Genomic DNA, 21,733 nt, shown 5'->3' with positions numbered 1-21,733 from the left:
ATGCGGCTTATGCGGCGTTGTTCAGAGCGAGTCGTCGCCGACGTCGGCTCGCTGTCCGCAGAGCGATCCGTTGCAACGGTACGTGAATTGCCCTTAAGTGGAAATCGCAGGCAATCCCGCACGACTCATCGGCAGCCGAGTTCGTTGGTACGCTGCTTGCTGTTCGACACTCTGCCATGAGCGTCCCCGCCGCACTGAAGCGACTTGTCCTCTTAGAACCTGCTTGACTCTCGCCCCCGACGACCACGCTTGCTCTTGCCGGCTCGCTTTGACGTTTCACCTTCTGATTGACGCACCTAGGACGGAATTGCAGCCATGCCGGTTTCCGAGGATGTTACCAGCGATCACGGCCAGACAGGCTCTCATCGCACCCACGCCCCTGTCGTCGACCCGCCCGTCGCCGCGACCTCGCCCGTCGATCGACTTTCCGAATCAGCGATCATGCTCCGCGGCACGCTTCGTCGACAGTCTCGAACGCCCAAGTACGGAGAGCGCGTGCGCGGTCGGGTCCAGATGCCGGAACCTCGCAACGACGGTTCTCGGGAATACCTGCGCCAAGTCGTTCTGACGTCGCTGCCGCTGTTGGCCGCAGACTTGTTGCTGCTGGCGTTCGCGATCAGCATGTGCGGATTAATGGGTCTGCAATGGCTCAATCCGGCTGACCCGTCGTCGCAGCTCATCGTTTGGTATCCGGCGGTCGCGACCTCGTTCATATTGATTAACTGCGTTCTCGGGCTGTATCCGGGAACGCGGCTGGGGGCCGTCGACGAGATTCGCCGGCTGGTCACGTCGCTCACAATGGTCGCGTTGATAAACGCCGTTCGGCTGCGTCCGACTTCCGATCATTTCAGCGGGCGCGTCGTATTCCTGGCATGTGCGTTCGCCATCGCATTGCTGGCGGCGCCCGTATTTCGCAGTCTGACTCGCAAGTGGGCTTCCAAGCGAACATGGTGGGGGTTCCCGACGCTGATTTGCGGGGACGATGCCGCGGCGTTCGGAGTCCATCAATGGCTCGCCGACAACCGTCGTCTGGGCCTGCGCTCGCTGGGGGTGATCACGGACCCGCACGCGTTGGAAGTCGATCGCGAAACGACCGACTTTCTCGGCCCATGGAGCGAAGCGCGAACGATCGCCGAACGCGATCACGCGTTCTGGGCGATCTTCGTCGACACCAGCGAAGACGGCTCGCGCATTATGAGCCGCGTCGAGGAGCACCTGGGGAACGTCCCCCATGTGTTCGTCGTGTCCAAGGTCACGGGAATCCCCGACCATTGGAATCGACACGAAATGAACGAGGGGCTCGCCGGGTTCCAAATCGACCAAGTGCTGCAGTTGCCCATCCCGGCGATGGTCAAGCGAGCCACCGATCTGCTCGTCGCGGGGGCAGCCGCCGTCATGCTGGCGCCCCTGTTCCTCGGGCTGAGCATCGCCATTAAACTCACTTCGCCAGGGCCGATCTTCTACGGGCACGAACGAGTGGGGCGCGGAAACACTCGCTTCAAGGCGTGGAAATTCCGCACCATGGTGTCCAACGCCGACAAGGTCATCCACGACTACCTCGACAAGCACCCGGAACTGCGCGCGGAATGGGAGCAGGACCATAAACTCAAGAACGACCCGCGCGTCACCAAGCTGGGCAAATGGATGCGCAAGTGGAGCATCGACGAACTGCCCCAGGTGTGGAATGTCATCCGCGGCGACATGAGCGTCGTCGGCCCCCGGCCGATCGTCGAGGACGAGATCGTCAAGTACGGCGAACACTTCGAGACCTTCTGCAGCGTCCTGCCGGGAATGACCGGGCTGTGGCAGGTGTGCGGCCGCAACGACACGACCTACGACGAGCGCGTCCAACTGGACGTTTACTACATCCACCACTGGTCGCCGTGGTTGGACTGTTACTTGCTGGCGCGGACCGTGAAGACGGTCTTGTTCACCCGCGGGGCGTACTGATTCGTCCCCGAATTGGCGGCGTCGTTGACCTTGCCGCTGTCGCTCGCTGAAATGCGGGGCCCGCGCGTCGGCTTATTGGGCCCGACCAAAGCCCAACAGCGACCAACGAAACGGGGGCGGCATGACCGCATGCACCGCGGCGCCGATGCGATACAGCACGCGCGAGAAGCTTAAGTAGTTCGGCTCCGCTTCATAGGTGTAGACGTACGCGTCGAATCCCGCGGCTTGCATGGCCCGCTGCAATTTGCGCCGGGTGTTGCAACGATACACGGTCGGGAACACGTCCTCCTCCTTGCGGTCGTCCTGCGCCTTGGCGGTGACGCGCGCATGCATCCGGTTCGGGATGAGCCGAGCCGCAACGCCGACGTAGTTCCAAACGTTGTACGTTCGGACGCACAAGTATCCGCCCGGCTTGAGGACGCGACGCATTTCGGCGAAGAACTTCTCCGGACGCTCGACGTGTTCAACGACCGAATTCGCGACCGCCAAGTCGATCGAAGCATCTTCGACTGGCCACGCGTCAAGATCCGTGATCAAACGAAACTCGTCGATCAGAGGATTCGTGACGCCCGCCTCGTCGACGTCGATCCCCAGCACGGTGCGACCGGGACCTTGCAACGTGCACAACGAGCGCCGATAGCGGCACTGGTCCTCGTGGTATTTTCCGCGGCCGCAACCGACGTCGAGAACCCGGTCCGTCTCGCCAAGCAGGGCCTGCACGCGCCCGTAAAACTCAACCGTCCCGTCGCGAAGCGAGTAGCCGCCGAATCGGCGTTCGGGGTAAACGACGTCAGCGATGGGACGATGCACGGGCGGAGGCTCCAAGTGAGATGCGTATTGCCGGACTCGCCGACCGGAGCTTCGGCTCGGACCGGCGAGACTTTCGCCAGGGGCGCGACGAACGCGTAGGAATTGTAGCTCGCACTCGGGGGGATGAATACGGATTCCAGGAACGAGCCGCGGCCCGAGGCAACGTCCGATTCAGCGTGCCAGAAACTCCGCCGCCGCCGCCGCGATCCGATCCGCCGCTCGGCCGTCGCCGTAGGGGTTGGCGATGCCGGTCATGCGGAGGTAAGCCGCTTCGTCGGCGAGCAGCTCGCTGGTCGCGGCGATGATCGTCGCGGCCTCGGCGCCGACCAAGCGCACGGCGCCTGCGGCAACCCCCTCGGGGCGCTCGGTCGTGTCGCGCATCACGAGCACCGGCTTGCCGAGCGTCGGCGCTTCTTCCTGCACTCCGCCCGAGTCGGTGAGAATCAGCCGACTCGCCGCGGCCAGGGCGATGAACTGCGAGTAGGGAAGCGGCGCGATCAGCCGGACGTTCTCAAGCTCTCCCAGGCGGGCGTGGACGACGTCCTTCACCCGCGGATTCAAGTGCACGGGGTAGACCCACAGCACGTCGCGAAACCGGGCGGCCAGCGTGGCGAGCGCCGTGCAAATCTCGTCGAACCCGCGGCCGATGTTCTCCCGCCGGTGGCCGGTCACGAGCACCAACGGCCGGGCGCCGAATCCGACGCCGACCAATTCCGATAGCTCGCTTTGCAGCGATCGAGCCGCTTCCGGGCGCTGCTGACGTTGCAGTTCCAAGTGCAGCGCGTCGATCACCGTGTTGCCGGTCAGCAGGACGCGATCAGCGGGGGTCCCTTCGGCGAGCAGCGCATCGCGCGCCGCCGCAGTGGGGGCAAAGTGCAAATCGGCGATCCGGCTCACCAGACGGCGGTTCGCTTCCTCGGGAAACGGCGAACGGAGATTCCCGGTTCGCAGCCCCGCTTCGACGTGGCCCGTGGGAATGCCGCGGTAGAAGCTCGCCAACGTCGCGCACAGCACTGTCGTCGTATCCCCTTGGGCCAGGACGAACTCGGGCTGCCATTTTGCGAGCGCCTCGTCGATCCGCTCGAGCAACCGCGCCGAGAGCCCCGCGAGCGTCTGATCGGGACGCATCACCTCGAGCGTGTCGTCCACGGCGATCCCGAACAGGTCGATCACCTGCTGGATCATTTCCCGATGCTGCCCGGTGTTGATCACCACGGCCTCAAGCTCGGGGTGAGCCCGCACGGCGGCGGCGACGGGGGCCATTTTCACGGCCTCGGGACGAGTCCCCATCAAGACGGCGACGCGGCGGGGCATGGAATCACGATCGAAAGAAAGGAAGGGACGACGACCGACGAGCCAAGCCAATCGAAACCGGGCGGCTCGCCCCCGCACGCGGCGGCGAGCGGCGGACTGTCCCGCCATCATGCTTCGTCGGCGTCGTGCTAGCAACCGCGGCCTCGGGGCCGGCGTTGCCGCAGCGGCGACGGCATGCTACTTTTCTCGCCCCCGCATCGGCCCGCACCCGAGTCTCTCCTCCCCGACCCTGCTATGTCCGCCCTCTCGCTTGCGCCGTCGGCGATTCCGCCGGGCCCGAATCCGCGAATTCTGATCGTCCGGCTCTCGGCCCTGGGGGACGTTGTCCACGGGCTCCCCGTCGCCTGCGCGCTGCGCGACGCCTTCCCCGATGCAACGATCGGTTGGGCCGTCGAAGGACGGCACGCCGAGGTCGTCGCGGGGCACGCGGCGGTCGATCACGTCATCGAACTGAAACGGGGCTGGCTTAAGAGCGCCTCGGCCGTGCTCGATCTGCGACGACGCCTCCGCGAGCACCGCTTCGAGATCGCCGTCGACCTGCAGTGCCTGACCAAGAGCGCCGTCGTCGCCTACCTCAGCGGCGCCAAGCGGCGGCTCGGGGTCGCCGGGACCGACGGACGCGAACTCAGCAAATGGTTCAACAACGAGCTGACCCCGGTCCGCGCCGGCCATGTCGTCGACCACTACTTGGGGATCTTGGCGCCGCTCGGCGTGACGAACCCCGCGGTGCGATTCGACTTGCCCGAACGACGCGAGGACGGCGCCCTGGCCGATCGCATGGTGCGAGCAGCCGGGTTGAGCCCCCGCGGATTCGCCGTGCTTAACCCAGGCGCCGGATGGGGTTCGAAGATCTGGCCCGCCGATCGATATGGCGCCTTGGCTCGGTGGCTGCAGAGCGAGTACGCCCTGCCGAGCCTCGCCGTGTGGGGACCGGCGTCAGAACGGACCATGGCCGAGGAAATCGTGGCGACCTCGGGAGGAGCGGCTCGACTCGCCCCGGCGACCACCGTCGCCCAGCTCGCTGCCGTCACGCGCCGAGCGCGGCTGTTCGTCGGATCCGACACGGGCCCCCTGCATCTGGCCGTCGCGGCGGACGTTCCCTCGGTCAGCCTCCACGGCCCCAGCCGCGGCGAATGGTGCGGAGCCTACGGCCCTACGAACGCCGTCGTGCAGGCCTACTACCAGGACGGCACGTCGCGCCAGCGCCGCACGGCCGACAACGCCGCAATGCGAGCGATCAGCGTCAATGCGGTCGCCGCTGCGTGCCAAAGCGTATTGGAACAGGCTCGGCTGCGAGCGGCAGGCTGAGACCGACGACGATCGAAATGGGGCCGACCCTTGCTTGCCGAAGTTTTTTTCGGCGGCCGATGGTAGGATACTTGCAGTTCGGCATACGCCCGATCGCAATGCGTCGCCGCCTGCCCAATCGTCCGTCTTGTTTCGCCGCTGAACGAGTATGTCGCCGATTGTCGTTGCGCTTGCCGTGGTGATTGCGCTGGTCGGTCACGGCATCTTCTGGTTCGGGGTCGTCAACCGCATCCATTCGTGGGCAGGGCCTCGGCCCGTCGTCGACGGGCTGACGCTGGGGAGTTTTCTGGCCGCAGCGACGTTGCCGCTGGCGACCGCGTGGGAGTTGTGGCCAGGCTCGCGGCAGTTGCCGGAACTCTGGGCTACGCCCGCGACCTGGGCCGGCTGGTACGCCTGGGGCTGCCTCGTGATCGGCGCCGCGACGTTGGCCGTGAAGCCGCTGTTGGAAACTCGCCGTTACGACCCGCGCGTCCAGCGGGCCCACACCAGCGAGACGACCGACGTCGCCGCCGCGCTGGGCCATCGTCCCTTGTCAGGCCTCAGGGCCGAGATTTGCGACGTCTTCCCCTGGAATGAGGCGTTGACGCTGTCGGTCGACCTCCGGCAGCTCGAGATCCCCCGGCTTCCCCCGGAGTTGGAACGGCTGACGATCGCCCACTTGAGCGATCTCCACATGACGGGCCAGATCGGGCTCGGCTTTTACGAGAAGGTCGTCGAGCATGTCGACGCCCTGCGCCCCGACGTGGTCGCCATCACTGGCGACATTGTCGAGGTCGAGGCATGCTGGCCGTGGCTGGCGCCGACTCTCGGCCAGTTGACCGCTCCCTTGGGGGTGTACTTCATCCTCGGGAACCACGACGAGTTCGTCGATCCGAACCAAACGCGGCGGATCCTCGCCGAGGCGGGGCTCGTATGCCTCAGCGGCCGCACGCTGCGATCCGAGTGGAACGGCGTCCCGGTCGTGCTGTTCGGGAACGAGTCTCCCTGGCTCCCCCCGGCGCCAGATCTGGCGACGCTCGCGCCGCGGGGCGAGGACCCGCAGTTTCGGCTTGCGCTGCTCCACACGCCCGACCAGTTCGGCTGGAGCGAGCGAGCCGACGTCGATCTGGCCCTGGCCGGTCACACGCACGGCGGCCAAGTGCAGTTGCCGCTGCTGGGACCGATCGCCAGCCCCAGTCGGCATGGCGCTCGGTACGCCTGCGGCGTCTTTCGCCGCGGGGCGACGGTGTTGCACGTCACTCGCGGCGTGGCCGGCAAGACGCCGCTGCGATGGCGCTGCCCGCCCGAAATCGCGCTCTTGGAACTTACAGGGCCCCGTTCGACGAAAACGGCTCCAGCAGCGTCCGACCCTCGTCAGTCCGCCCCGTCGCGTTGAGCAACATCCCCAGGTTGTAGCGCAGCGGCTTGGACTCCGGCGCCAACTCCAACCCGCGGCGGTACGCCTCCTCGGCCTCGGCGAGTCGGCCGGTCTGCACAAGCGCGCTCCCCATGTTCAGCAGCGCGTCGGCGCTGTCGGGGTCGATCGCCGCGGCTTCGAGATAGGCGTCCAGCGCAAGCTGCCACTTGCCGAGGGCGAAGAACGCATCGCCTAGCTGCATGCGGCTGGCGAAGTCATCGGGGGCCAGGGCGACCGCCCGTCTGAGCGGGGCCACGGCCCGGTTTGGCTGGTTCTGCCGCAACCGCAAGAGCCCGAGCTGATAATTCGCGTCCACGGAGTCGGGGCTCGCCGTCGCGGCGGCCTGCAGCGTCTCAGCCGCGCGGTCGTAGGCGCCGGCCGCCGACAGCGCGGCGCCCAGCACGATTTGCGTCGTCGGATCGTCGTCCCCGAGTCGGCTCGCGGCCTCCAACTGCTCAACGGCCGCAGCGGGCTGACCGTGAGCCAGCAGGAACTCGGCCAACCGCATCCGCGGTTCCAACTCGGCGGGAGCCAGCGCGACGCCGGTGCGCAATTGACGCTCGGCCGACGCAGGTTCGCCCAATGCTGCGAGCGTGATCCCCAAATCGGTGGCGTACCGCCAACGGCGCGGCTCGGCGGCGCGGGCCGCCGCCAACAGCGGGCGCGCTTCTGCGTACTGGCGATCGGACATCAACGCGTAGGCCAAGTCCCCCTTCGCCTCGTGCGACTCGGGGCGCAACGCCACGGCCTCGCGGGCGAGCGCGATCGCCTCGGCGGCGGCGCCGTCTTCCAGTCGGGCACGACTGGCGACAAGCTGCAACTCGGGCAAATCGGGAACGAGTCGCCAGAGCGCGGCCAGTCGCCGGCGATCGCGCTCGACTTCGTCGGTCTGCGGCATACGGATCTCAGCGACGATGAACCACGCGGCCGCCGCCGTCAGCAGGCTCCACTTGGCCGCGTGCTTGAGCCCTGGCACAAGATGCTCGAACGCGTGAATCGATCTCGGGTCGTCGACGAGGTTTTCCTGCGTGCGTCGCTCGCTGACCTTCCAGATGAATCCGTCGTAGTAAAAGTGCAACAGCGTCGACGTGGCGAAGAGCGCCACCAGCCACTGGTGCACGTCCGGCCCGCCGCGGAACACGTAGTCGGCCGTGTCGACAGAGATGAGGCGAGCGGCGCTGTACGCGGCAATCGCCGCCAAATAGAGACTGAGCGTCGTCCACCGATCGCGGAACAGAAAGCCCAAAGGGCCGAATCGCTCGCCCGCGCGCGCCAGGAGCCGGCGGTTGTAAATCCACACGATCGCGTCGTACTGGACGGCGTGATAGATCTCGAACATCGCGATGCCGATGATGAGATTCGTCGACAACCGCCCGCAGTACCAATAGAACCAGCCGGTCATCGCCGCCAACAACAGCTTGATCCAATTCACCCCGTCGCCGCGACGGACCGTGGCGATCAGGTTGGCGACGTAGAGGAGGGCGACGATCGCACTGGCCCCGGCGACCGCGATGCGCATGGCGGCGAGCGACTCGGGCCCGAATTCCGGCAGTCCTGCTTGCATCATCCCGTTGGCGACGCCGTAGACCCGCGCGTCGCTGAACACGACGCCGCAGACGAAGATCGCCAGGCAGAGCCAGTGGTCGAGTCGCGCCGTCCAGCGGTCGTTGACGCCGCGGCGAATGTCGTAGATCCGCATGAAGCCGAACGTCTGCATCAGTCCGTGCCACGTCCCCCACACGAGCAAGATCAACTCGAGCCCGTGCAGGTGCGTCCACGAGATCCCCAGCGCATTGCGCACCACCGTGGGGGGAGTGAACAACAGCGCCCCGGCCAACAAGAGCGGCGGCGCGAGCAGAAACCGCCGGCGAAAGCGGGCGAACAGCTCCTGGTCGCCGTAGGCTCGCATGAACCCGGGCAGGTGATGTCCCAACGACGCGAACGCGATGACTGCGAGCGAGACTTGCTCGGGGGTCAGCCACTGCCGCACGAGAATCAGCACGACCGGCACGATCGCCAACGGCGTTACGACCAGATACGCCAGATCCCACCAGGGGCCGACGATCCACGGGCGACGAGCGAGCGGGGGGGCGACGGTCGACATCTTCGCGAGGCGGGAGAGGGTCGGGCGTGGCGACAGCGCGCGGACGACAAATGGTCCGGGAAAACGCGGGGGTCCCGCGACCGGGCGGGGGCCGCCCGGCGACTGCCGGTCGCCAACCGGCGTCTTGCCGCAGTCTCCCCAATTATTGCACCGGGGCCGCCAGGGGACCGGGCCGTTTTTCTTGGATTTCGCGACTCGGCAGTTTATGCTGAAGCCTGCCGATCTCCCGGGCGACCCGTCGGAACCGACGCCCGCGGTCCAGGTTCGGTCCCGTTCCCTACAACGCCATATCGAGAAGCGGCGCCCCCATGAAACGCACTTTGGCCCTCGCCTGGGCGGCGAGTTACCTCGCTGCCGAACTCCTCGCCCCCGCGCTCACCGCCCGCGCCGCATCCCCGGCCGAAGCCGTCGCGCCGTCGGTCGACCTGTTTGACGCGATGGAGCAAGGGCAGATTGATGCCAAGTTCATCGCCCGCAGCGCTTCCAACGGTCGGATCATCCTGTCGAATCCGACGGACAAGCCCGTCAACGTGCAGATTCCCGACGCCTTTATCGGCGTGCCGGCGCAGCTTGCTCAGTTCGGCGGCGGCGGCATGGGCGGCGGGATGGGAGGAGGAGGAAACCAAGCCGTCGGCGGCGGCGGCGGTGGCGGTCGCGGCGGCGGTCGCGGCGGCGGCGGCGGTCGCGGCGGCGGATTCGGCGGCGGCGGTCGCGGCGGCGGTCGCGGCGGCTTCAACGTCCCTCCGGAGAAGACCGTTCTGGTCGACGTCCCGCTTCTCTGCCTCGATCACGGACTGCGCGATCCCGCGGCAAGCAAACCGTACGTGATCCGTCCGATTGAAGACTTCATCGAACAAGCGGCGGTCATCGAGGTGGTGCGCGGCTTCGCCGACGGCGAACTCCCCGCCGCGGCCGCCCAGGCCGCCGTCTGGCATCTCAACAGCGGCGTCAGTTGGGACGAGTTGGCCGCAAAGCTGACGGGCACCGAGCGCAATCTGGTTCGGGCTCCCTACTTCAGCCGCGACGAGATGCAGGCCGCAATCGCGATCGCCGATCGGGCCCATCAGCTCGCCGCAGGGAAGAAGGTGGAGCGTCGCAATTTCGATCCCGACAAGGCGAAGAGCTCGGCCATCGTCGAGGAAACCGGTCCCTCGGCCGGCGAGACCTCGGCCCCGGAGGTCGAGAATGCGGCCGCAGAAGCCGAAGCCGACGACAAGCTCGACGCCGATGCGAGCCCGGCCGAGGAAGCGACCGACGCTGAGGCTGACGCCGACGTCGCGGTCTCGTGACGCCGGGACCAGGGCTCAACGCCTGGGCGTGAATCGGCTCGTCGGTCGCGTAGTTCATGAGGAATCTCCGTGCATTGATGCGCGCCGCTCCGCCCGTGAGGCCGGCCGGCTGCAGGAACGACTCGCCCCGCTCATGCCCTCTTCCGATCGACCTTCGTGGCAACTGCCGGCCGGGGTGCCGCGGGGGACTTGGGACTATGTCCACGCCCCGCAGATCGCCGAGGGTTACGACGCCGAATTCGAGTTCAACACGCTGTTCGAAACCGACCAGCGGGTGCTCGCCGAGGCGTTCGATCGACCGGGGCTCGTCGCCGATCTGGGCTGCGGCACCGGCCGAGCGCTCGTGCCGCTGGTGCGGGGCGGGCACCGTGGACTGGCGATCGATCTTTCGCTCCACATGTTGCGGATCGTCCGCGAGAAGTCCGCGACCGAGTCGCTTCCGATCGACTGTCTGCTGGCCAACCTCGTCGAACTCGACGCCGTGCGCGACGCCTCGGTCGATTGGGCGATGTGCTTGTTCAGCACGCTGGGAATGATCCGCGGCCGGGCGAACCGGCGACAGGCTCTGAGGCACATGCGCCGCATTCTGCGTCCCGGGGGGCGGCTGGTGCTGCACGTTCACAACTACTGGTTCAATCTCCGCGATCCCGACGGACCGTGGTGGTTGGTCAAAAACGTCTGCACCGCCCCGTGGTCGGGCGCCGTCGAGGTCGGCGACAAGTGGTTCCCCTACCGCGGCTTGCCGAGCATGTACCTCCACGTGTTTCGCTGGCGTGAACTGGCGGCCGACCTGACCGCCGCCGGCTTCCGCATCGAACGCCGTCTACGGCTCGACGCGGCCCGGCGGCATGAACTGACGCGCCCGTGGTTGTTTCCCGCCCTGCGAACGAACGGGTGGATCGTGGTCGCCGGCTGAGGACGAGCGACCGTCGTTGCGGTACACTGCGACGCGTCTCGTGTCACCGATCGAGGGCGCCGCCATGAATCGCTCCCTACGCCGCTTCGCCGCCGTTGCCGCCCTGATCCTGGGGCCCTTGGCGGGAGCGATCTTCGTGGCGCCCCCCTGCACGTCGGCGACCGTCGACCGCGAAACGTTCCCCCCGCAGGCCTCGCTCGCCGACGTGCGGCAGTTGGTGGACGCCTGCCCGCCGACGCACCCCCGCTTGTTCGCCAGCGGCGCCGAACTGGCTCAATTGCGCGAATCGTCGCAGAGCGACCCGTTGCGACGCCGACTCGCCGACGCGGTCATTCGGTACGCCGACGAGGTGCTGGCGGCAAAGCCGGTCGTGCATCGCTTGCGGGGGAAGCGTTTGCTCCACGAGTCGCAGTTGTGCTTGGGCCGCGTGCTGGCGTTGGCGACGGCATACCATCTCAGCGGCGAGCAGCGGTACGTCGACCGGTGCCGCGACGAGATGCTCGCCGCGGCCCGATTCAGCGACTGGAACCCGTCTCACTTTCTCGATACGGCCGAAATGACTCTGGCGTTGGCCGTGGGGTACGACTGGCTCTACGACCGCCTCGACGAAGAGTCGCGACGCGAGTTACGCACCGCGATCGTCGACAAAGGGGTGAAGCTTGCGTTGGACTCGCGGCACAACGGCTGGACCCGATTGGCGAATAACTGGGGCCAAGTGTGCCACGCGGGGATGACGGCGGGCGCCCTGGCGGTCTGCGAAGACGAACCCGAGCTGGCGGCCCGCACCGTGCACAACGCCCTTCGGAACGTCGTGCCGGCGATGGAGCAATTCGCCCCCCACGGCGGTTACCCCGAGGGGCCCCATTACTGGGGCTACGGGGCGAGCTTCAACGCGCTGTTGATTGACGCGCTGGAAAGCGCCTTGAAGACGGATTTCGCATTGTCGGCCGCTCCCGGCTTCGCCGAGACAGGAGGCTTCCTGGCGCTTGCCTGCGGCCCGACGGGCGAGTTCTACAACTATTCCGACAGCGGCGATCGCCACTTCCCCGAGCCGATCCTCGCGTGGTTTGCTCAGCGCTTCGACCGAGGCGACTGGCTGCGCGGGGAACGACGCCGGTGGGAGGATCTGCTTGCCGAGTCGCAACTAGGCCGCGCGGCGCCGCTGCGACTGGCGCCCTTGATGCTGCTGTGGCGGGTCGACGACCCAGGCGGCGAGGAGACGTCGCTGCCGCTCCACTGGAACAGCGGCGGGAAGGTCCCCGTCTCGCTCCACCGCAGCAGTTGGACCGACCCGCGGGCGACCTTCGTCGGGATCAAGGGGGGCTCGCCGTCGGACAGTCACGGGCATATGGACGCAGGCGCGTTCGTGCTCGAGGCCGACGGAGTCCGCTGGGCGGTCGAGTTGGGGCGCGAAGAGTACTTCCCGATCGAGTCGCGCGGCATGAACCTATGGAGCAGCGCCCAGGATTCCGATCGCTGGAGGATCTTTCGGCTGAGCAACTTCGGGCACGGCACGCTGGTCGTCGACGACCAAATGCAGCACGCCGCCGGACGTGCGACGCTGGCGAACTTCTCGGCCGATCCGCGACGCCCTGGCACGATCCTCGATCTGACCGGCGTGTATCGCGACCAACTCGCCTCGGCCCGTCGCGGGGTCGCGCTGCTGCCGTCGCGGGAAGTCGTCGTCCAGGACGAGCTCTCGGGGTTGCGTCCCGGCAGCCGCGTCCGGTGGGGGATGATCACCCGCGCCGAGCCGCACGAGTTGGGCGCCGACCGCGTCGAGCTGCGCCAGGAGGGCGAGACCCTCTCGTTGCGACTTCTCATGCCCGCAGGGGCGACCTGGGACGCAATCGACGTCTCGCAGCCCCGCAACGAGTGGGATTCTCCCAATCAGGGGGTCCGAATGATCGTGGCCGAAGTCTTGGCGCCAGCGAACGGGCGGTTGACGATCGCCGTCACGGCGACCCCTGGGTCTTGCCCGAGTTCGGCGGCCGACCAGGCGTCAGTGATCCCCCTTGCCGAATGGCCGCTGCAGTAGCCGGCTGCTTCGCCGGAGTCGTACGCTCGCGTCAACGCGATCGACGCCCGTCACTCCACAATCGCGTCGGCTTCGATCTCAATCAGGGCCGCATCGTCGATCAACCGGGCGACTTCGACGATCGTCGTCGCGGGGCGGATGTCGCCGAACACGCGGCCGTGTTCGCGGGCGACCTCTTCCCACTGGCTGACGTCGGTGACGTACATGCGAGTGCGGATGACCTGTTCGAGCTTGCCGCCGAGGGCTTGAATCGCCGCCTCGATGATTTCGAGGGCCCGGGCGGTTTGCGCCCCGACCGACGGGGCGTAGGTCCCGTCGGCGTTGATCCCGACCGAACCGGTCACCGCGATCACGTGTCCGGCTCGGACGGCCCGGCTGTAGCCCATGATCGGCTCCCACTTGGAACCGCTCGACGCACAGCGGCGATCGCCGCGGTTGGAGGTGGTGATCTTGACGTCGGAGGACATGGCGGGGCTCCCGAAAGACAGCAGGCTGCGAAGGACGGAGGGAAAGTGCGCATTTTAGCGACCCGCCGCCGAACGGCCATCGGCCCCCCCGCACGTTGACGGCCCCCGTCTCGCTCGATTAGCCTGCAGCCATGACGATGAAGCCTCACTCCGCCCGCTCCGACGCCCCGACTCCGCCGGCGCGGATGACCGTCCCCAAGTTCTCGGCGCTCAAGAACTCGGGCCGGAAGATTGCGATGGCGACGGCCTACGATCACGCGTTCGGTCGGCTCGTCGACGCGGCGGGGGTCGACGCGGTGCTTGTGGGAGACAGCTTGGCGATGGTCGTCCAGGGGCGCGAGAACACGCTGCCTGTGACGCTCGACGAGATGATCTACCACGCCGAGCTGGTCGGCCGGGCGGTGAATCGGGCGCTCGTGGTGGTCGACATGCCGTTTCCCACCTACCACCTGGGTCCGGCCAAGGCGATCGACGCGGCGGGGCGAATCCTGAAGGAGTCCCGCTGCCAAGCGGTCAAGCTCGAAGGGGGCGAGTCGCAGGCCGACACAATCGCGGCGCTCGTCAAGGCGGGGATCCCGGTCATGGCCCACTGCGGGCTGGGGCCGCAAAGCGTGCATCAGCTCGGCGGGTATCGGGTCCAGCGGGACGAACGTCGCATCCTGCAAGACGCTCGGGCGGCGGCCGAAGCGGGAGCGTTCGCCATGGTGCTGGAGTGCATCCCCGCGGCGCTCGCCATGAAGGCGACCGAGGCGGTCGAGATCCCCACGATCGGCATCGGCGCGGGGCCCGACTGCGACGGCCAAGTGCTGGTGTTGCACGACGTGCTGGGGTTGAGCGAAGCCTCTCCGCGGTTCGTCAAGCAGTACGCCGACCTTTCGACCGCGACGATCGACGCGGTGCAGCGGTACTGCGAGGAAGTCCGCAGCGGCGCGTTCCCCGCCGCGGAACACGGGTACGAATAGCTCGCCCCCGGGGGAGAAACCCCGGCAAGCTTGCCAAAGAAGATTGGCATCGCGGTTCGGTTCGGCTTATATTGGCCCGGCCGTGAAATGCCGTCGCGGTTCGTCGGTTTCCAGCCGTGATCGTCGCAGCGTGGGAGGCGCCTCGTCGATGCAGACCGAAATCCGCAATCGTCCGTCGTTCGCCAACGTGCTTGTGCAGTTGGACGTCGGCGACCGCATCGTCGCCGAGGCGGGCGCCATGGCGATGATGAGCGGGTCGGTCGCCATGACGACCCGCTGGAGCGGCGGGCCGCTGCGGGCCGTTCTAAAACGGATCTTCGGCAGCGAGTCGCTGTTCGTGAACGAATTCACCGCCAACGGTCCCGGGGAGCTCGTCCTCACGCAGGCGGTTCCCGGCGACATCGAGTGCCTCGCCCTTGCCGGGACGACGCTGTACCTGCAGCCCGGCGCCTATCTGGCCAGCGACCCCGACGTGAAGCTCGAGCTCGGCTGGGCCGGGTGGCGCAGCTTCATCGTCGGCGAGGGACTGTTCCGACTCAAGGTGAGCGGCCAGGGGCGGGTGTGGTTCGGGGCCTACGGCGGCATCTTCTCGCGCGAGGTCGACGAGGAGTATATCGTCGATTCGGGTCATCTGGTCGCATACGAGCCGACGATCCAGATCCGCGTCGGCATGGCCGGCGGTCTGCTCACCAGCTTTTTCAGCGGCGAGGGGATCGTCACCCGCGTCCGCGGCCCGGGACGCATTTACATGCAAAGCCGTAACTTCAGCGCCCTGGCGGCCTGGACGAACTCGCATTTGTGGTAGCCCCCTCGCGTTCAATCCAGGAAGCCGTCGAACCGATCGCCCTTCGCTCCTTGGCGGTTGCCTCGTCGAATCCGTCATCAAGAGACTCGCGGATCATGAAGCACGAGATTCTCGCCAGACCCGCCGCATCGGTCGCTCAGCTGACGCTGGACGCGGGGGAGTCGGTCACCTGCGAAGTCGGGGCGATGATCGCGATGACCGCCGGGTTCGAGGTCGAAACCACGACCCGCAAAAAGGGCGGGGGCGGCGGGATCATGAAGGGGCTCAAGCGGATGCTCGCCGGCGAGAACCTCTTCCTCAACCATTTCACCGCGACCGCGCCGCAGCAGACGCTGATCATCGGTCCGGGCATGCTGGGAGACGTCGTTCATCACCGGCTGACGGGCGGAACGATGATGGTCCAGGGCTCGAGTTGGCTCGCCTCCGATCCGGGAATCGAAATCGACGCCTCCTGGCAGGGGCTCGGCAAGGCGCTCTTCAGCGGCGAGTCGATGTTTTGGGTGAAGTGCTCCGGCGCCGGGAGCCTGTTTCTAAGCAGTTTCGGCGCCATCGACGCGGTCGCGGTCGACGGGGAGTACGTCGTCGACACGGGCCACATCGTGGCGTTCGAGGACACGCTGAGTTTCACGATCGCCAAAGCGAGCAAGAGCTTGATCGGCAGCTTCCTGGGGGGCGAAGGATTCGTCTGCCGCTTCACCGGCGAAGGCTGCCTGTATTGCCAAACGCACAACCCGCCCAGCTTCGGCAAGTTGCTCGGGCCGAAGTTGAAGCCTCGCTAGATGAGGCATGGAGTCGATTGACGCCCTCGTTGCGTCGTCGAGACGAGCGACTTGATTCTGTCCATCGTGCAACTCCTGTCCTCCTGTCCCTCCCGACAGTATCGCAGCACCAAGCCATGACCTCCGCCCTCGATATCGAACTCTCGCAACGACCCGACTTTGCGATGGCGGCGGTTCGCCTGGAGCCGGGGCAGACCGTGTACGCCGAGCCGTCGGCCATGGCGGCCATGGAGCCGGGAATCACGCTCAAGGCGGGGCTCAAGGGGGGGCTCAAGAAGGCGCTGGGGCGGGCGCTGGGCGGCGAGAATCTGATCATCAACACGTTCACCGCCGGCCCCGTGCCGGGCGAGGTCCTGTTCGCGGCAGGGCAAATGGGGGACGCGGTCCACTATCGGCTCGACAACAACGCCCTAATGCTGCAGCGCGGGGCGTTCATGCTCCACAGCGAAGGGGTCGAGGTGACCGGCAAGTGGCAGGGCGCCAAGGGCTTCTTCAGCGGCGAGGGGCTCGTGCTGCTGCGGGCCTCGGGGACCGGCGATCTGGTGTTCAACTCCTACGGGGCGATCCTCGAGGTCGACGTGAAGGGGGATTACATCGTCGACACCGGCTACATCGTCGCGTTCGAGGAGACGCTGCAGTACAACATTCAGGTCCTGCCGGGCCTGCGGTCCGGCGGAAAGCTCAAGACGCTGTTCTTCGGCGGCGAAGGATTCGTCTGCCGATTCTCCGGCCAAGGACGCGTCTGGCTGCAGACGCGGCACATTCATTCGTTCCTGTCGTACATCAACGGCTTCCGGCCTTCGAAAAAGAACAACTGACGCACGCCGCCGTTCCGCAAGCTTACTTCACCCCGTGGAATTCAGCGATGATTTCCCACGCTTCCTGCGGGGTGTCGGCGTAGTGGAGCAGATCGAGATGCTCGTCGGCGATCACTCCCTCGTCGGCCAGGGCCTGGAAGTTGATCATGCGATTCCAGTAATCGTGGCCGTACAGAATGATCGGAATCTCTTGCATCCGGCCCGTCTGGCGAAGCGTGAGCGTGTCGAACAGCTCGTCGAACGTGCCGAACCCGCCGGGGAAGACCACCAGCGCCGCCGCCCGCAGCAGGAAGTGAAACTTCCGCATGGCGAAGTAGTGGAACTGGAAACACAGTTCGGGCGTAATGTACGGATTGGGCTCCTGCTCGTGGGGCAGCTCGATGTTGAACCCTACGCTCTTGGCGCCGACGTCGAACGCGCCGCGATTGGCGGCTTCCATCACCCCCGGGCCGCCGCCGGTGGTCACGACGAAGTCGCACTTGCCGTTCGTCTGGCAGACGGACGAGACGATTCGGGCGAACTCGCGGGCTTCGTCATAATAGTGCGACTTCTCCAGCACGCTTTCGGCGCGGGCGACTTCGCGCCGGCGCCGAACGTCGTCGGGGGCGTCCTTCAGGTGGAGTCGCGCCCGAGCGAGCCGGGCCTCGGCTTCTTCGCGAGGCACGATCTGCGTCCCGCCGAACACGACGATCGTCGTGCTGATCTTGTTCTCGCGGAGCAACGTCTCGGTCTTGAGCAATTCGAGTTGCATCCGCACGGGCCGCTGCTCGCTGCGGCCGAGAAAATCGATGTCGATCTCCGCGAGCCGGTAGGTCGGCGACGCCAGAATCGCCTCGCGGTTCTGTTCGACGCGGCGCGCAAGATCGAGCGTGCTTTCGCCGAGCGGGGCGCCGTCCCCCTCGGCCGGGCTGCCGGCGGCAGCGGGTCGCGGTTTGCCGGTCGGTTTCTGTGACATCGTTCGCCTGTCCTGTTCGTCGTCTGTTCGTCGCTGCCAGCGATCGCTCTCGCCACGGGCGCGAGACGTCGCACGATTCCATGATTCCGCCGGGGCGGCGCCCCGCGCTACTCAAGCTCCGCCGTCGTCCCCATCGTGGGACAGTCGACGGTCCAGCCATGCTCGGCGCGAAGGGTCTCGGCGAAGGCGTCCATGCTGCGGGCCTCGCCATGCGTGAGGAAGGTGCGGCGGGGCGGAGTCCCCTTGAGGTGCGAAGTCCACCGCAGCAACCCCGCGCGGTCGGCGTGGCCGCTGAGCCCTGAGACGGTCTCGACCGCGGCCCGCAACGGCACGTCGCGACCGAACATGCGGATCGTCTCGACCCCGTCCTGGACAAGCCGGCCGCGCGTCCCCTCGGCCATGTAGCCCCCCAGGACGATCGTATTCTTGGAGTCCGGCATCCGCTGCTGCAGGTGGTGAACGATCCGCCCGCCCGTCATCATGCCGCTGGAGGAGATGATGACCGCCGGCCCGCGAACCTGGTTGAGCGCCTTCGACTCCTCCGTCTTGCGGATCAGCTTGACGCCGGGGCCGCCGAGCGCGGGGTGCTGCGGGTCGAGTTCGCCTTCGCTGAGGTCGTGGTCCTCGCGGAACTGGCGGTAGACGCCGGTCGCTTCGCTCGCCATGGGGCTGTCAATGTAGATCGGCAAATCGGGAATTCGATTCTCGCTCTTGAGGACCTGCAGCAGATAGCAGAGTTGCTGGGACCGCCCCACGGCAAACGCCGCCATCAGCATCACCCCGCCGCGTTTGACGGCGCGGTGGACCACCGCCTCGAGCGCGCTGAGGATATCGCCCTCGGGATGATTGCGATCGCCGTAGGTGCTTTCGCAGATCAGGTAGTCGCACGGCGGCGGCGGAACGGGGTCGTGATACAGCGGGCCGTCGTACCGCCCGACGTCGCCGGAAAAGACGATCCGCAGCGGCGTCTCGCGGTCGCGGATTTCCGCCTCGATCATGGCCGAGCCCAGCAGGTGGCCCGCGTCGTGAAAGCGCATCCAGATCGGCCCCGCGGCCTGAAACCACCTGTCCCGCGCGACGGCGCGGAATTGCTTCATCGCAATCTGCACGTCCCGGCCGTCGTACAGGGGAAGCGCGGGCTCGTGCTTCGAGAAGCCTTTGCGGTTGGCGTACTCGGCGTCGTACTCTTGGCACTTCGCCGAATCGAGCAGAATGATCTCGGCCAACAGCGCAGTCGCCGGCGTGCAAATGACGTGGCCGTGATAGCCCTGCTTGACGACCCGCGGCAGGAAGCCGACATGGTCGAGATGAGCGTGCGTCAGGACGATCGCGTCGAGCGACCTCGGGTCGAAGGGGGTCGGCTCCCAGTTCAACAGCCGCAGGGGCTTGAGCCCCTGGAACATGCCGCAGTCGACCAACACCCGGGCGTCGTCGGCTTCGAGAAGGAACTTCGACCCGGTCACCGTGCGAGCGGCGCCGTGGAAGGTGAGGCGAACCATGGGCATTGAGATTCCGGCGGCGAGGAGCGGCAGAGTCGGCGGTGCGGGTCGTGCAACCAGCATAGCGGCTTGACGACGGTCGCCAAACACCGCTGCTGCGCGGGACTCCGTCCTGGCGGGTACCTTTCGCCCCAGGGGACGATAAAATGGACCTCGGCGCCCCTTCCTCCGGCAAGCGGGGGTAAGGGAACGTCAGCCCCCTGTTCAGCGGCCGCCGATAGGGGCTGTGACGCCGACGAGGCGCCGGCGCGTGAACGGCGGGCTTGCACCTCGCGCGCCGGTTGGCCTGTCGGCCTCGCGTATTGCCGAAGATTGAATTGACTGTCCGTTGCACCGACTTGTTTCGTCGTTTATGGCCGATCACTACGCGACATTGGGAGTCCAACGCGGCGCATCGGCCGACGACATCCGCAAGGCGTACCGGCAGTTGGCCCGGAAGTATCATCCCGACCTGAACCCCGACGATCCGCAGGCGAAGTCCAAGTTCCAGGAAGTGCAGGCCGCGTTCGACGTCCTCAACGACCCCAAGAAGCGGGAGATGTACGATCGCTACGGGGCCGATTTCGAACGCATGGGCGCGGGCGGCCCGCAGGGCTGGCCAGGCGCCGGCGCACGGAGCGGGGGGCCGGCGGGCGGATTCGAGGTCAATCTCGAGGACCTGTTCGGCGGAGGCGGCGGGGCTGGCGGGTTCGCCGATCTCTTCAAGCAATTCGGCGGCGGACGCCGCGCCGGCCGGCGCACCACGACGCAGGCCCGCGGCAGCGACATGGAACACGAGCTGACCGTCCCCTTCGCCACGGCCGTGCTGGGGGGCGAAGCACGGCTGGACGTCCGTCGCGGCGATGGCCGGACCGAGCAGATCGCCGCGCGGATCCCCGCCGGGATCGACGACGGACAGAAGATTCGCCTCCGCGGCCAGGGAGAACCGGGGGTCGGCGGCGGACCCGCGGGCGACATCCTGGTCACCGTGCATGTGGCGCCCCATCCGCACTTCCGTCGGCAGGGGAAACGGCTCGACGTGCGCGTCCCGATCACGCTCGCCGAGGCGGCGCTCGGCGCCAAGATCGACGTTCCGACGCCCCACGGCACAATTACGCTCACAGTCCCGCCGGGAGCCTCGAGCGGACAGAAGCTGCGAGTGAAAGGGCAGGGGATCAAGCCCCGCGACGGCGCCCCCGGCGACCTGTTCGCAGAACTCGCGGTCATGCTGCCCAAGAACCTCAGCGAAGCCGATCGCAAGCATCTGGCGGCAATCGCCGCGAGTTACGCCGACAGTCCTCGCACGGAATTGCGATGGTGATCGTGACCGTCCCGCTCGTCCCCGCCGTGCTCGTCGCCGCGACCGCAGAGAAACTCCCTGAACCGCTGCGGACCGTCGTGCTGATGGCCCTGCTGGGGATCGCATTGGTCGGGCTGCTGCTGGTGGTCGCAACGCTGTTGGGGGGGCACTGGGTGCGCCGAATTGGTTCGCATCGTCGCGGGCCGAGCATCCCGCCTGATCGGGAGTCCCTGTTGCGGTCGAGCGTCGAACGCTTCCGCAGCGCGGGGTCGCCGGCGGGGGACGACCCGAGCGATCCCCTGGACGACACGATCGACGAGCATCGGCACGAGCCCGGCGAGACCCGCGTCGACTGAGTACGGCGCCCTGCGCCGCGTCACCCTCTCCGTTCAAATTGCTTCCCATGTTCGCCCGGCCGATGAACGATTTTCCCAAATCCGCGCGGCTGTTGCGCACGGCTGAGTTCGATCGGGTGTTCCAGCGGCGACGGTCGCGCGGGGACGGCGTGCTGGTCGTCTATGCCTGCGAGAACGACGCCGAAGTCCCGCGACTGGGGCTGGTCGTGTCGCGCAAGGCGGGCAACGCCGTCGTCCGCAATCGTTGGAAGCGGGTCCTGCGCGAAGCGTTCCGACAAAGCCAAGCCGAACTCCCCGCGGTCGACTTGGTCGTGCTGCCGCGACCGCAGGCCCGCCCGGCGACGGCGATCGTGCTGCAGTCGCTGGTGCGGCTTGCCCGCGATGCGGCACGATCGCTGGGCAACCCTCCGCGGGGGACATCGCCGTGAACCGCGTCCTGGCGATCGCCGATCGGGCGGCCTCCGCAATGCTGATCTGTGCGGCACGGTGCTATCAACGAGGGCTCAGCCCGCTGCTGGGTCCGCGGTGCCGGTATCAGCCGACCTGCAGCGAGTACTTCGTCCTGGCGGTGCGCAAGTACGGCGCCCTGCGGGGGGCGTGGCGCGGGGCGAGACGGATTGCGCGGTGCCACCCCTGGGGCGGAAGCGGGTACGACCCCCCGTAGCCGCGGTCGCTAGCACGCCGGGGC

Annotated in this window: 20 protein-coding genes; 14 read left to right on the top strand and 6 right to left on the bottom strand. The window is 67.2% G+C overall.

Features of this window, described 5'->3' with window-relative positions; translation table 11 throughout:
* The first annotated feature begins 315 nt into the window (after window positions 1-315).
* Entirely contained in the window at window positions 316-1,950 is a 1,635-nt protein-coding gene (gene wbaP, locus KF688_12195) for an undecaprenyl-phosphate galactose phosphotransferase WbaP (GenBank protein MBX3426433.1), read from the top strand.
* A gap of 72 nt (window positions 1,951-2,022) precedes the next feature.
* Here the strand turns inward: wbaP and KF688_12190 are convergent, their stop codons facing one another.
* Window positions 2,023-2,760: a class I SAM-dependent methyltransferase gene (locus KF688_12190; protein ID MBX3426432.1), complete on the bottom strand. Its 738-nt coding sequence runs from the start codon at window positions 2,758-2,760 to the stop codon at window positions 2,023-2,025.
* A 171-nt stretch (window positions 2,761-2,931) separates the two neighbouring features.
* Complete coding sequence (gene wecB / locus KF688_12185) at window positions 2,932-4,074, bottom strand: UDP-N-acetylglucosamine 2-epimerase (non-hydrolyzing) (GenBank protein MBX3426431.1); 1,143 nt, start codon at window positions 4,072-4,074, stop codon at window positions 2,932-2,934.
* Window positions 4,075-4,308: 234 nt separating this feature from the next.
* Between wecB and KF688_12180 the strand changes: the two genes are divergently transcribed.
* Together KF688_12180 and KF688_12175 are read left to right on the top strand one after the other, a co-directional pair.
* Entirely contained in the window at window positions 4,309-5,382 is a 1,074-nt protein-coding gene (locus KF688_12180; protein ID MBX3426430.1) for a glycosyltransferase family 9 protein, read from the top strand.
* 148 nt (window positions 5,383-5,530) lie between these two features.
* Window positions 5,531-6,757, top strand: coding sequence for a metallophosphoesterase (locus tag KF688_12175; protein ID MBX3426429.1), 1,227 nt, complete (start codon window positions 5,531-5,533; stop codon window positions 6,755-6,757).
* Here the strand turns inward: KF688_12175 and KF688_12170 are convergent.
* Complete coding sequence (locus KF688_12170) at window positions 6,687-8,882, bottom strand: tetratricopeptide repeat protein (GenBank protein MBX3426428.1); 2,196 nt, start codon at window positions 8,880-8,882, stop codon at window positions 6,687-6,689. The two genes, KF688_12175 and KF688_12170, sit on opposite strands and share 71 nt — an antisense overlap.
* A 308-nt stretch (window positions 8,883-9,190) precedes the next feature.
* Between KF688_12170 and KF688_12165 the strand changes: the two genes are divergently transcribed.
* The 3 genes from KF688_12165 to KF688_12155 all read left to right on the top strand — a co-directional run bounded on the left by KF688_12165 (window position 9,191) and on the right by KF688_12155 (window position 13,125).
* Window positions 9,191-10,171: a hypothetical protein gene (locus tag KF688_12165; GenBank protein ID MBX3426427.1), complete on the top strand. Its 981-nt coding sequence runs from the start codon at window positions 9,191-9,193 to the stop codon at window positions 10,169-10,171.
* A gap of 133 nt (window positions 10,172-10,304) precedes the next feature.
* A complete protein-coding gene (locus KF688_12160) occupies window positions 10,305-11,087 on the top strand; it encodes a class I SAM-dependent methyltransferase (GenBank protein ID MBX3426426.1) in 783 nt (260 codons plus the stop codon).
* Window positions 11,088-11,151: 64 nt separating this feature from the next.
* Complete coding sequence (locus KF688_12155; GenBank protein MBX3426425.1) at window positions 11,152-13,125, top strand: heparinase II/III family protein; 1,974 nt, start codon at window positions 11,152-11,154, stop codon at window positions 13,123-13,125.
* Window positions 13,126-13,175: 50 nt separating this feature from the next.
* On the opposite strand, the gene KF688_12150 is transcribed toward KF688_12155, so the two are convergent.
* Window positions 13,176-13,592: a RidA family protein gene (locus KF688_12150; GenBank protein MBX3426424.1), complete on the bottom strand. Its 417-nt coding sequence runs from the start codon at window positions 13,590-13,592 to the stop codon at window positions 13,176-13,178.
* A gap of 185 nt (window positions 13,593-13,777) precedes the next feature.
* On the opposite strand from KF688_12150, the gene panB reads away from it, so the two are divergent.
* From panB to KF688_12130, 4 genes are all read left to right on the top strand, one after another.
* Window positions 13,778-14,554, top strand: coding sequence for a 3-methyl-2-oxobutanoate hydroxymethyltransferase (gene panB, locus KF688_12145; protein ID MBX3426423.1), 777 nt, complete (start codon window positions 13,778-13,780; stop codon window positions 14,552-14,554).
* A 148-nt stretch (window positions 14,555-14,702) separates the two neighbouring features.
* On the top strand, window positions 14,703-15,359 hold the full coding sequence (locus KF688_12140) for a TIGR00266 family protein (protein MBX3426422.1): 657 nt from the start codon (window positions 14,703-14,705) through the stop codon (window positions 15,357-15,359).
* Between the two features lie 95 nt (window positions 15,360-15,454).
* Entirely contained in the window at window positions 15,455-16,138 is a 684-nt protein-coding gene (locus KF688_12135; protein MBX3426421.1) for a TIGR00266 family protein, read from the top strand.
* Window positions 16,139-16,254: 116 nt separating this feature from the next.
* The gene (locus KF688_12130) at window positions 16,255-16,956 is read left to right on the top strand and encodes a TIGR00266 family protein (GenBank protein ID MBX3426420.1); all 702 of its coding nucleotides are present in this window, start codon (window positions 16,255-16,257) and stop codon (window positions 16,954-16,956) included.
* A gap of 22 nt (window positions 16,957-16,978) precedes the next feature.
* Here the strand turns inward: KF688_12130 and KF688_12125 are convergent, their stop codons facing one another.
* Both KF688_12125 and KF688_12120 read right to left on the bottom strand, forming a co-directional pair.
* Window positions 16,979-17,911 carry a TIGR00730 family Rossman fold protein gene (locus tag KF688_12125; protein MBX3426419.1) on the bottom strand — a complete coding sequence of 311 codons (933 nt, stop codon included), beginning with the start codon at window positions 17,909-17,911 and terminating at the stop codon, window positions 16,979-16,981.
* 107 nt (window positions 17,912-18,018) lie between these two features.
* Complete coding sequence (locus tag KF688_12120; protein MBX3426418.1) at window positions 18,019-19,410, bottom strand: MBL fold metallo-hydrolase; 1,392 nt, start codon at window positions 19,408-19,410, stop codon at window positions 18,019-18,021.
* A gap of 352 nt (window positions 19,411-19,762) precedes the next feature.
* Between KF688_12120 and KF688_12115 the strand changes: the two genes are divergently transcribed.
* From KF688_12115 to yidD, 4 genes are all read left to right on the top strand, one after another.
* A complete protein-coding gene (locus KF688_12115; GenBank protein ID MBX3426417.1) occupies window positions 19,763-20,710 on the top strand; it encodes a J domain-containing protein in 948 nt (315 codons plus the stop codon).
* Window positions 20,704-21,045 carry a hypothetical protein gene (locus tag KF688_12110; protein ID MBX3426416.1) on the top strand — a complete coding sequence of 114 codons (342 nt, stop codon included), beginning with the start codon at window positions 20,704-20,706 and terminating at the stop codon, window positions 21,043-21,045. The genes KF688_12115 and KF688_12110 overlap by 7 nt, the downstream gene beginning before the upstream one ends.
* 62 nt (window positions 21,046-21,107) lie before the next feature.
* Window positions 21,108-21,473: a ribonuclease P protein component gene (gene rnpA, locus KF688_12105; GenBank protein ID MBX3426415.1), complete on the top strand. Its 366-nt coding sequence runs from the start codon at window positions 21,108-21,110 to the stop codon at window positions 21,471-21,473.
* A 38-nt stretch (window positions 21,474-21,511) separates the two neighbouring features.
* On the top strand, window positions 21,512-21,709 hold the full coding sequence (gene yidD / locus KF688_12100) for a membrane protein insertion efficiency factor YidD (GenBank protein MBX3426414.1): 198 nt from the start codon (window positions 21,512-21,514) through the stop codon (window positions 21,707-21,709).
* Window positions 21,710-21,733: the final 24 nt, after the last annotated feature.

This window comes from Pirellulales bacterium (assembly GCA_019636345.1).
In the GTDB taxonomy this organism is placed as follows: Bacteria; Planctomycetota; Planctomycetia; order Pirellulales; family Lacipirellulaceae.
Note: the sequence above shows the minus strand (reverse complement) of the source record. Positions and strands in the feature narration are given on the sequence as shown.

What these genes read in the sequence shown, in the direction of transcription:
- wbaP (MBX3426433.1), top strand. Translation starts at nt 316, where the DNA reads ATGCCGGTTTCCGAGGATGTTACCAGCGATCACGGCCAGACAGGCTCT.
- wecB (MBX3426431.1), bottom strand. Translation starts at nt 4,074, where the DNA reads ATGCCCCGCCGCGTCGCCGTCTTGATGGGGACTCGTCCCGAGGCCGTG.
- KF688_12180 (MBX3426430.1), top strand. Translation starts at nt 4,309, where the DNA reads ATGTCCGCCCTCTCGCTTGCGCCGTCGGCGATTCCGCCGGGCCCGAAT.
- KF688_12175 (MBX3426429.1), top strand. Translation starts at nt 5,531, where the DNA reads ATGTCGCCGATTGTCGTTGCGCTTGCCGTGGTGATTGCGCTGGTCGGT.
- KF688_12170 (MBX3426428.1), bottom strand. Translation starts at nt 8,882, where the DNA reads ATGTCGACCGTCGCCCCCCCGCTCGCTCGTCGCCCGTGGATCGTCGGC.
- KF688_12165 (MBX3426427.1), top strand. Translation starts at nt 9,191, where the DNA reads ATGAAACGCACTTTGGCCCTCGCCTGGGCGGCGAGTTACCTCGCTGCC.
- KF688_12160 (MBX3426426.1), top strand. Translation starts at nt 10,305, where the DNA reads ATGCCCTCTTCCGATCGACCTTCGTGGCAACTGCCGGCCGGGGTGCCG.
- KF688_12155 (MBX3426425.1), top strand. Translation starts at nt 11,152, where the DNA reads ATGAATCGCTCCCTACGCCGCTTCGCCGCCGTTGCCGCCCTGATCCTG.
- KF688_12150 (MBX3426424.1), bottom strand. Translation starts at nt 13,592, where the DNA reads ATGTCCTCCGACGTCAAGATCACCACCTCCAACCGCGGCGATCGCCGC.
- panB (MBX3426423.1), top strand. Translation starts at nt 13,778, where the DNA reads ATGACCGTCCCCAAGTTCTCGGCGCTCAAGAACTCGGGCCGGAAGATT.
- KF688_12140 (MBX3426422.1), top strand. Translation starts at nt 14,703, where the DNA reads ATGCAGACCGAAATCCGCAATCGTCCGTCGTTCGCCAACGTGCTTGTG.
- KF688_12135 (MBX3426421.1), top strand. Translation starts at nt 15,455, where the DNA reads ATGAAGCACGAGATTCTCGCCAGACCCGCCGCATCGGTCGCTCAGCTG.
- KF688_12130 (MBX3426420.1), top strand. Translation starts at nt 16,255, where the DNA reads ATGACCTCCGCCCTCGATATCGAACTCTCGCAACGACCCGACTTTGCG.
- KF688_12125 (MBX3426419.1), bottom strand. Translation starts at nt 17,911, where the DNA reads ATGTCACAGAAACCGACCGGCAAACCGCGACCCGCTGCCGCCGGCAGC.
- KF688_12120 (MBX3426418.1), bottom strand. Translation starts at nt 19,410, where the DNA reads ATGGTTCGCCTCACCTTCCACGGCGCCGCTCGCACGGTGACCGGGTCG.
- KF688_12115 (MBX3426417.1), top strand. Translation starts at nt 19,763, where the DNA reads ATGGCCGATCACTACGCGACATTGGGAGTCCAACGCGGCGCATCGGCC.
- KF688_12110 (MBX3426416.1), top strand. Translation starts at nt 20,704, where the DNA reads ATGGTGATCGTGACCGTCCCGCTCGTCCCCGCCGTGCTCGTCGCCGCG.
- rnpA (MBX3426415.1), top strand. Translation starts at nt 21,108, where the DNA reads ATGAACGATTTTCCCAAATCCGCGCGGCTGTTGCGCACGGCTGAGTTC.
- yidD (MBX3426414.1), top strand. Translation starts at nt 21,512, where the DNA reads ATGCTGATCTGTGCGGCACGGTGCTATCAACGAGGGCTCAGCCCGCTG.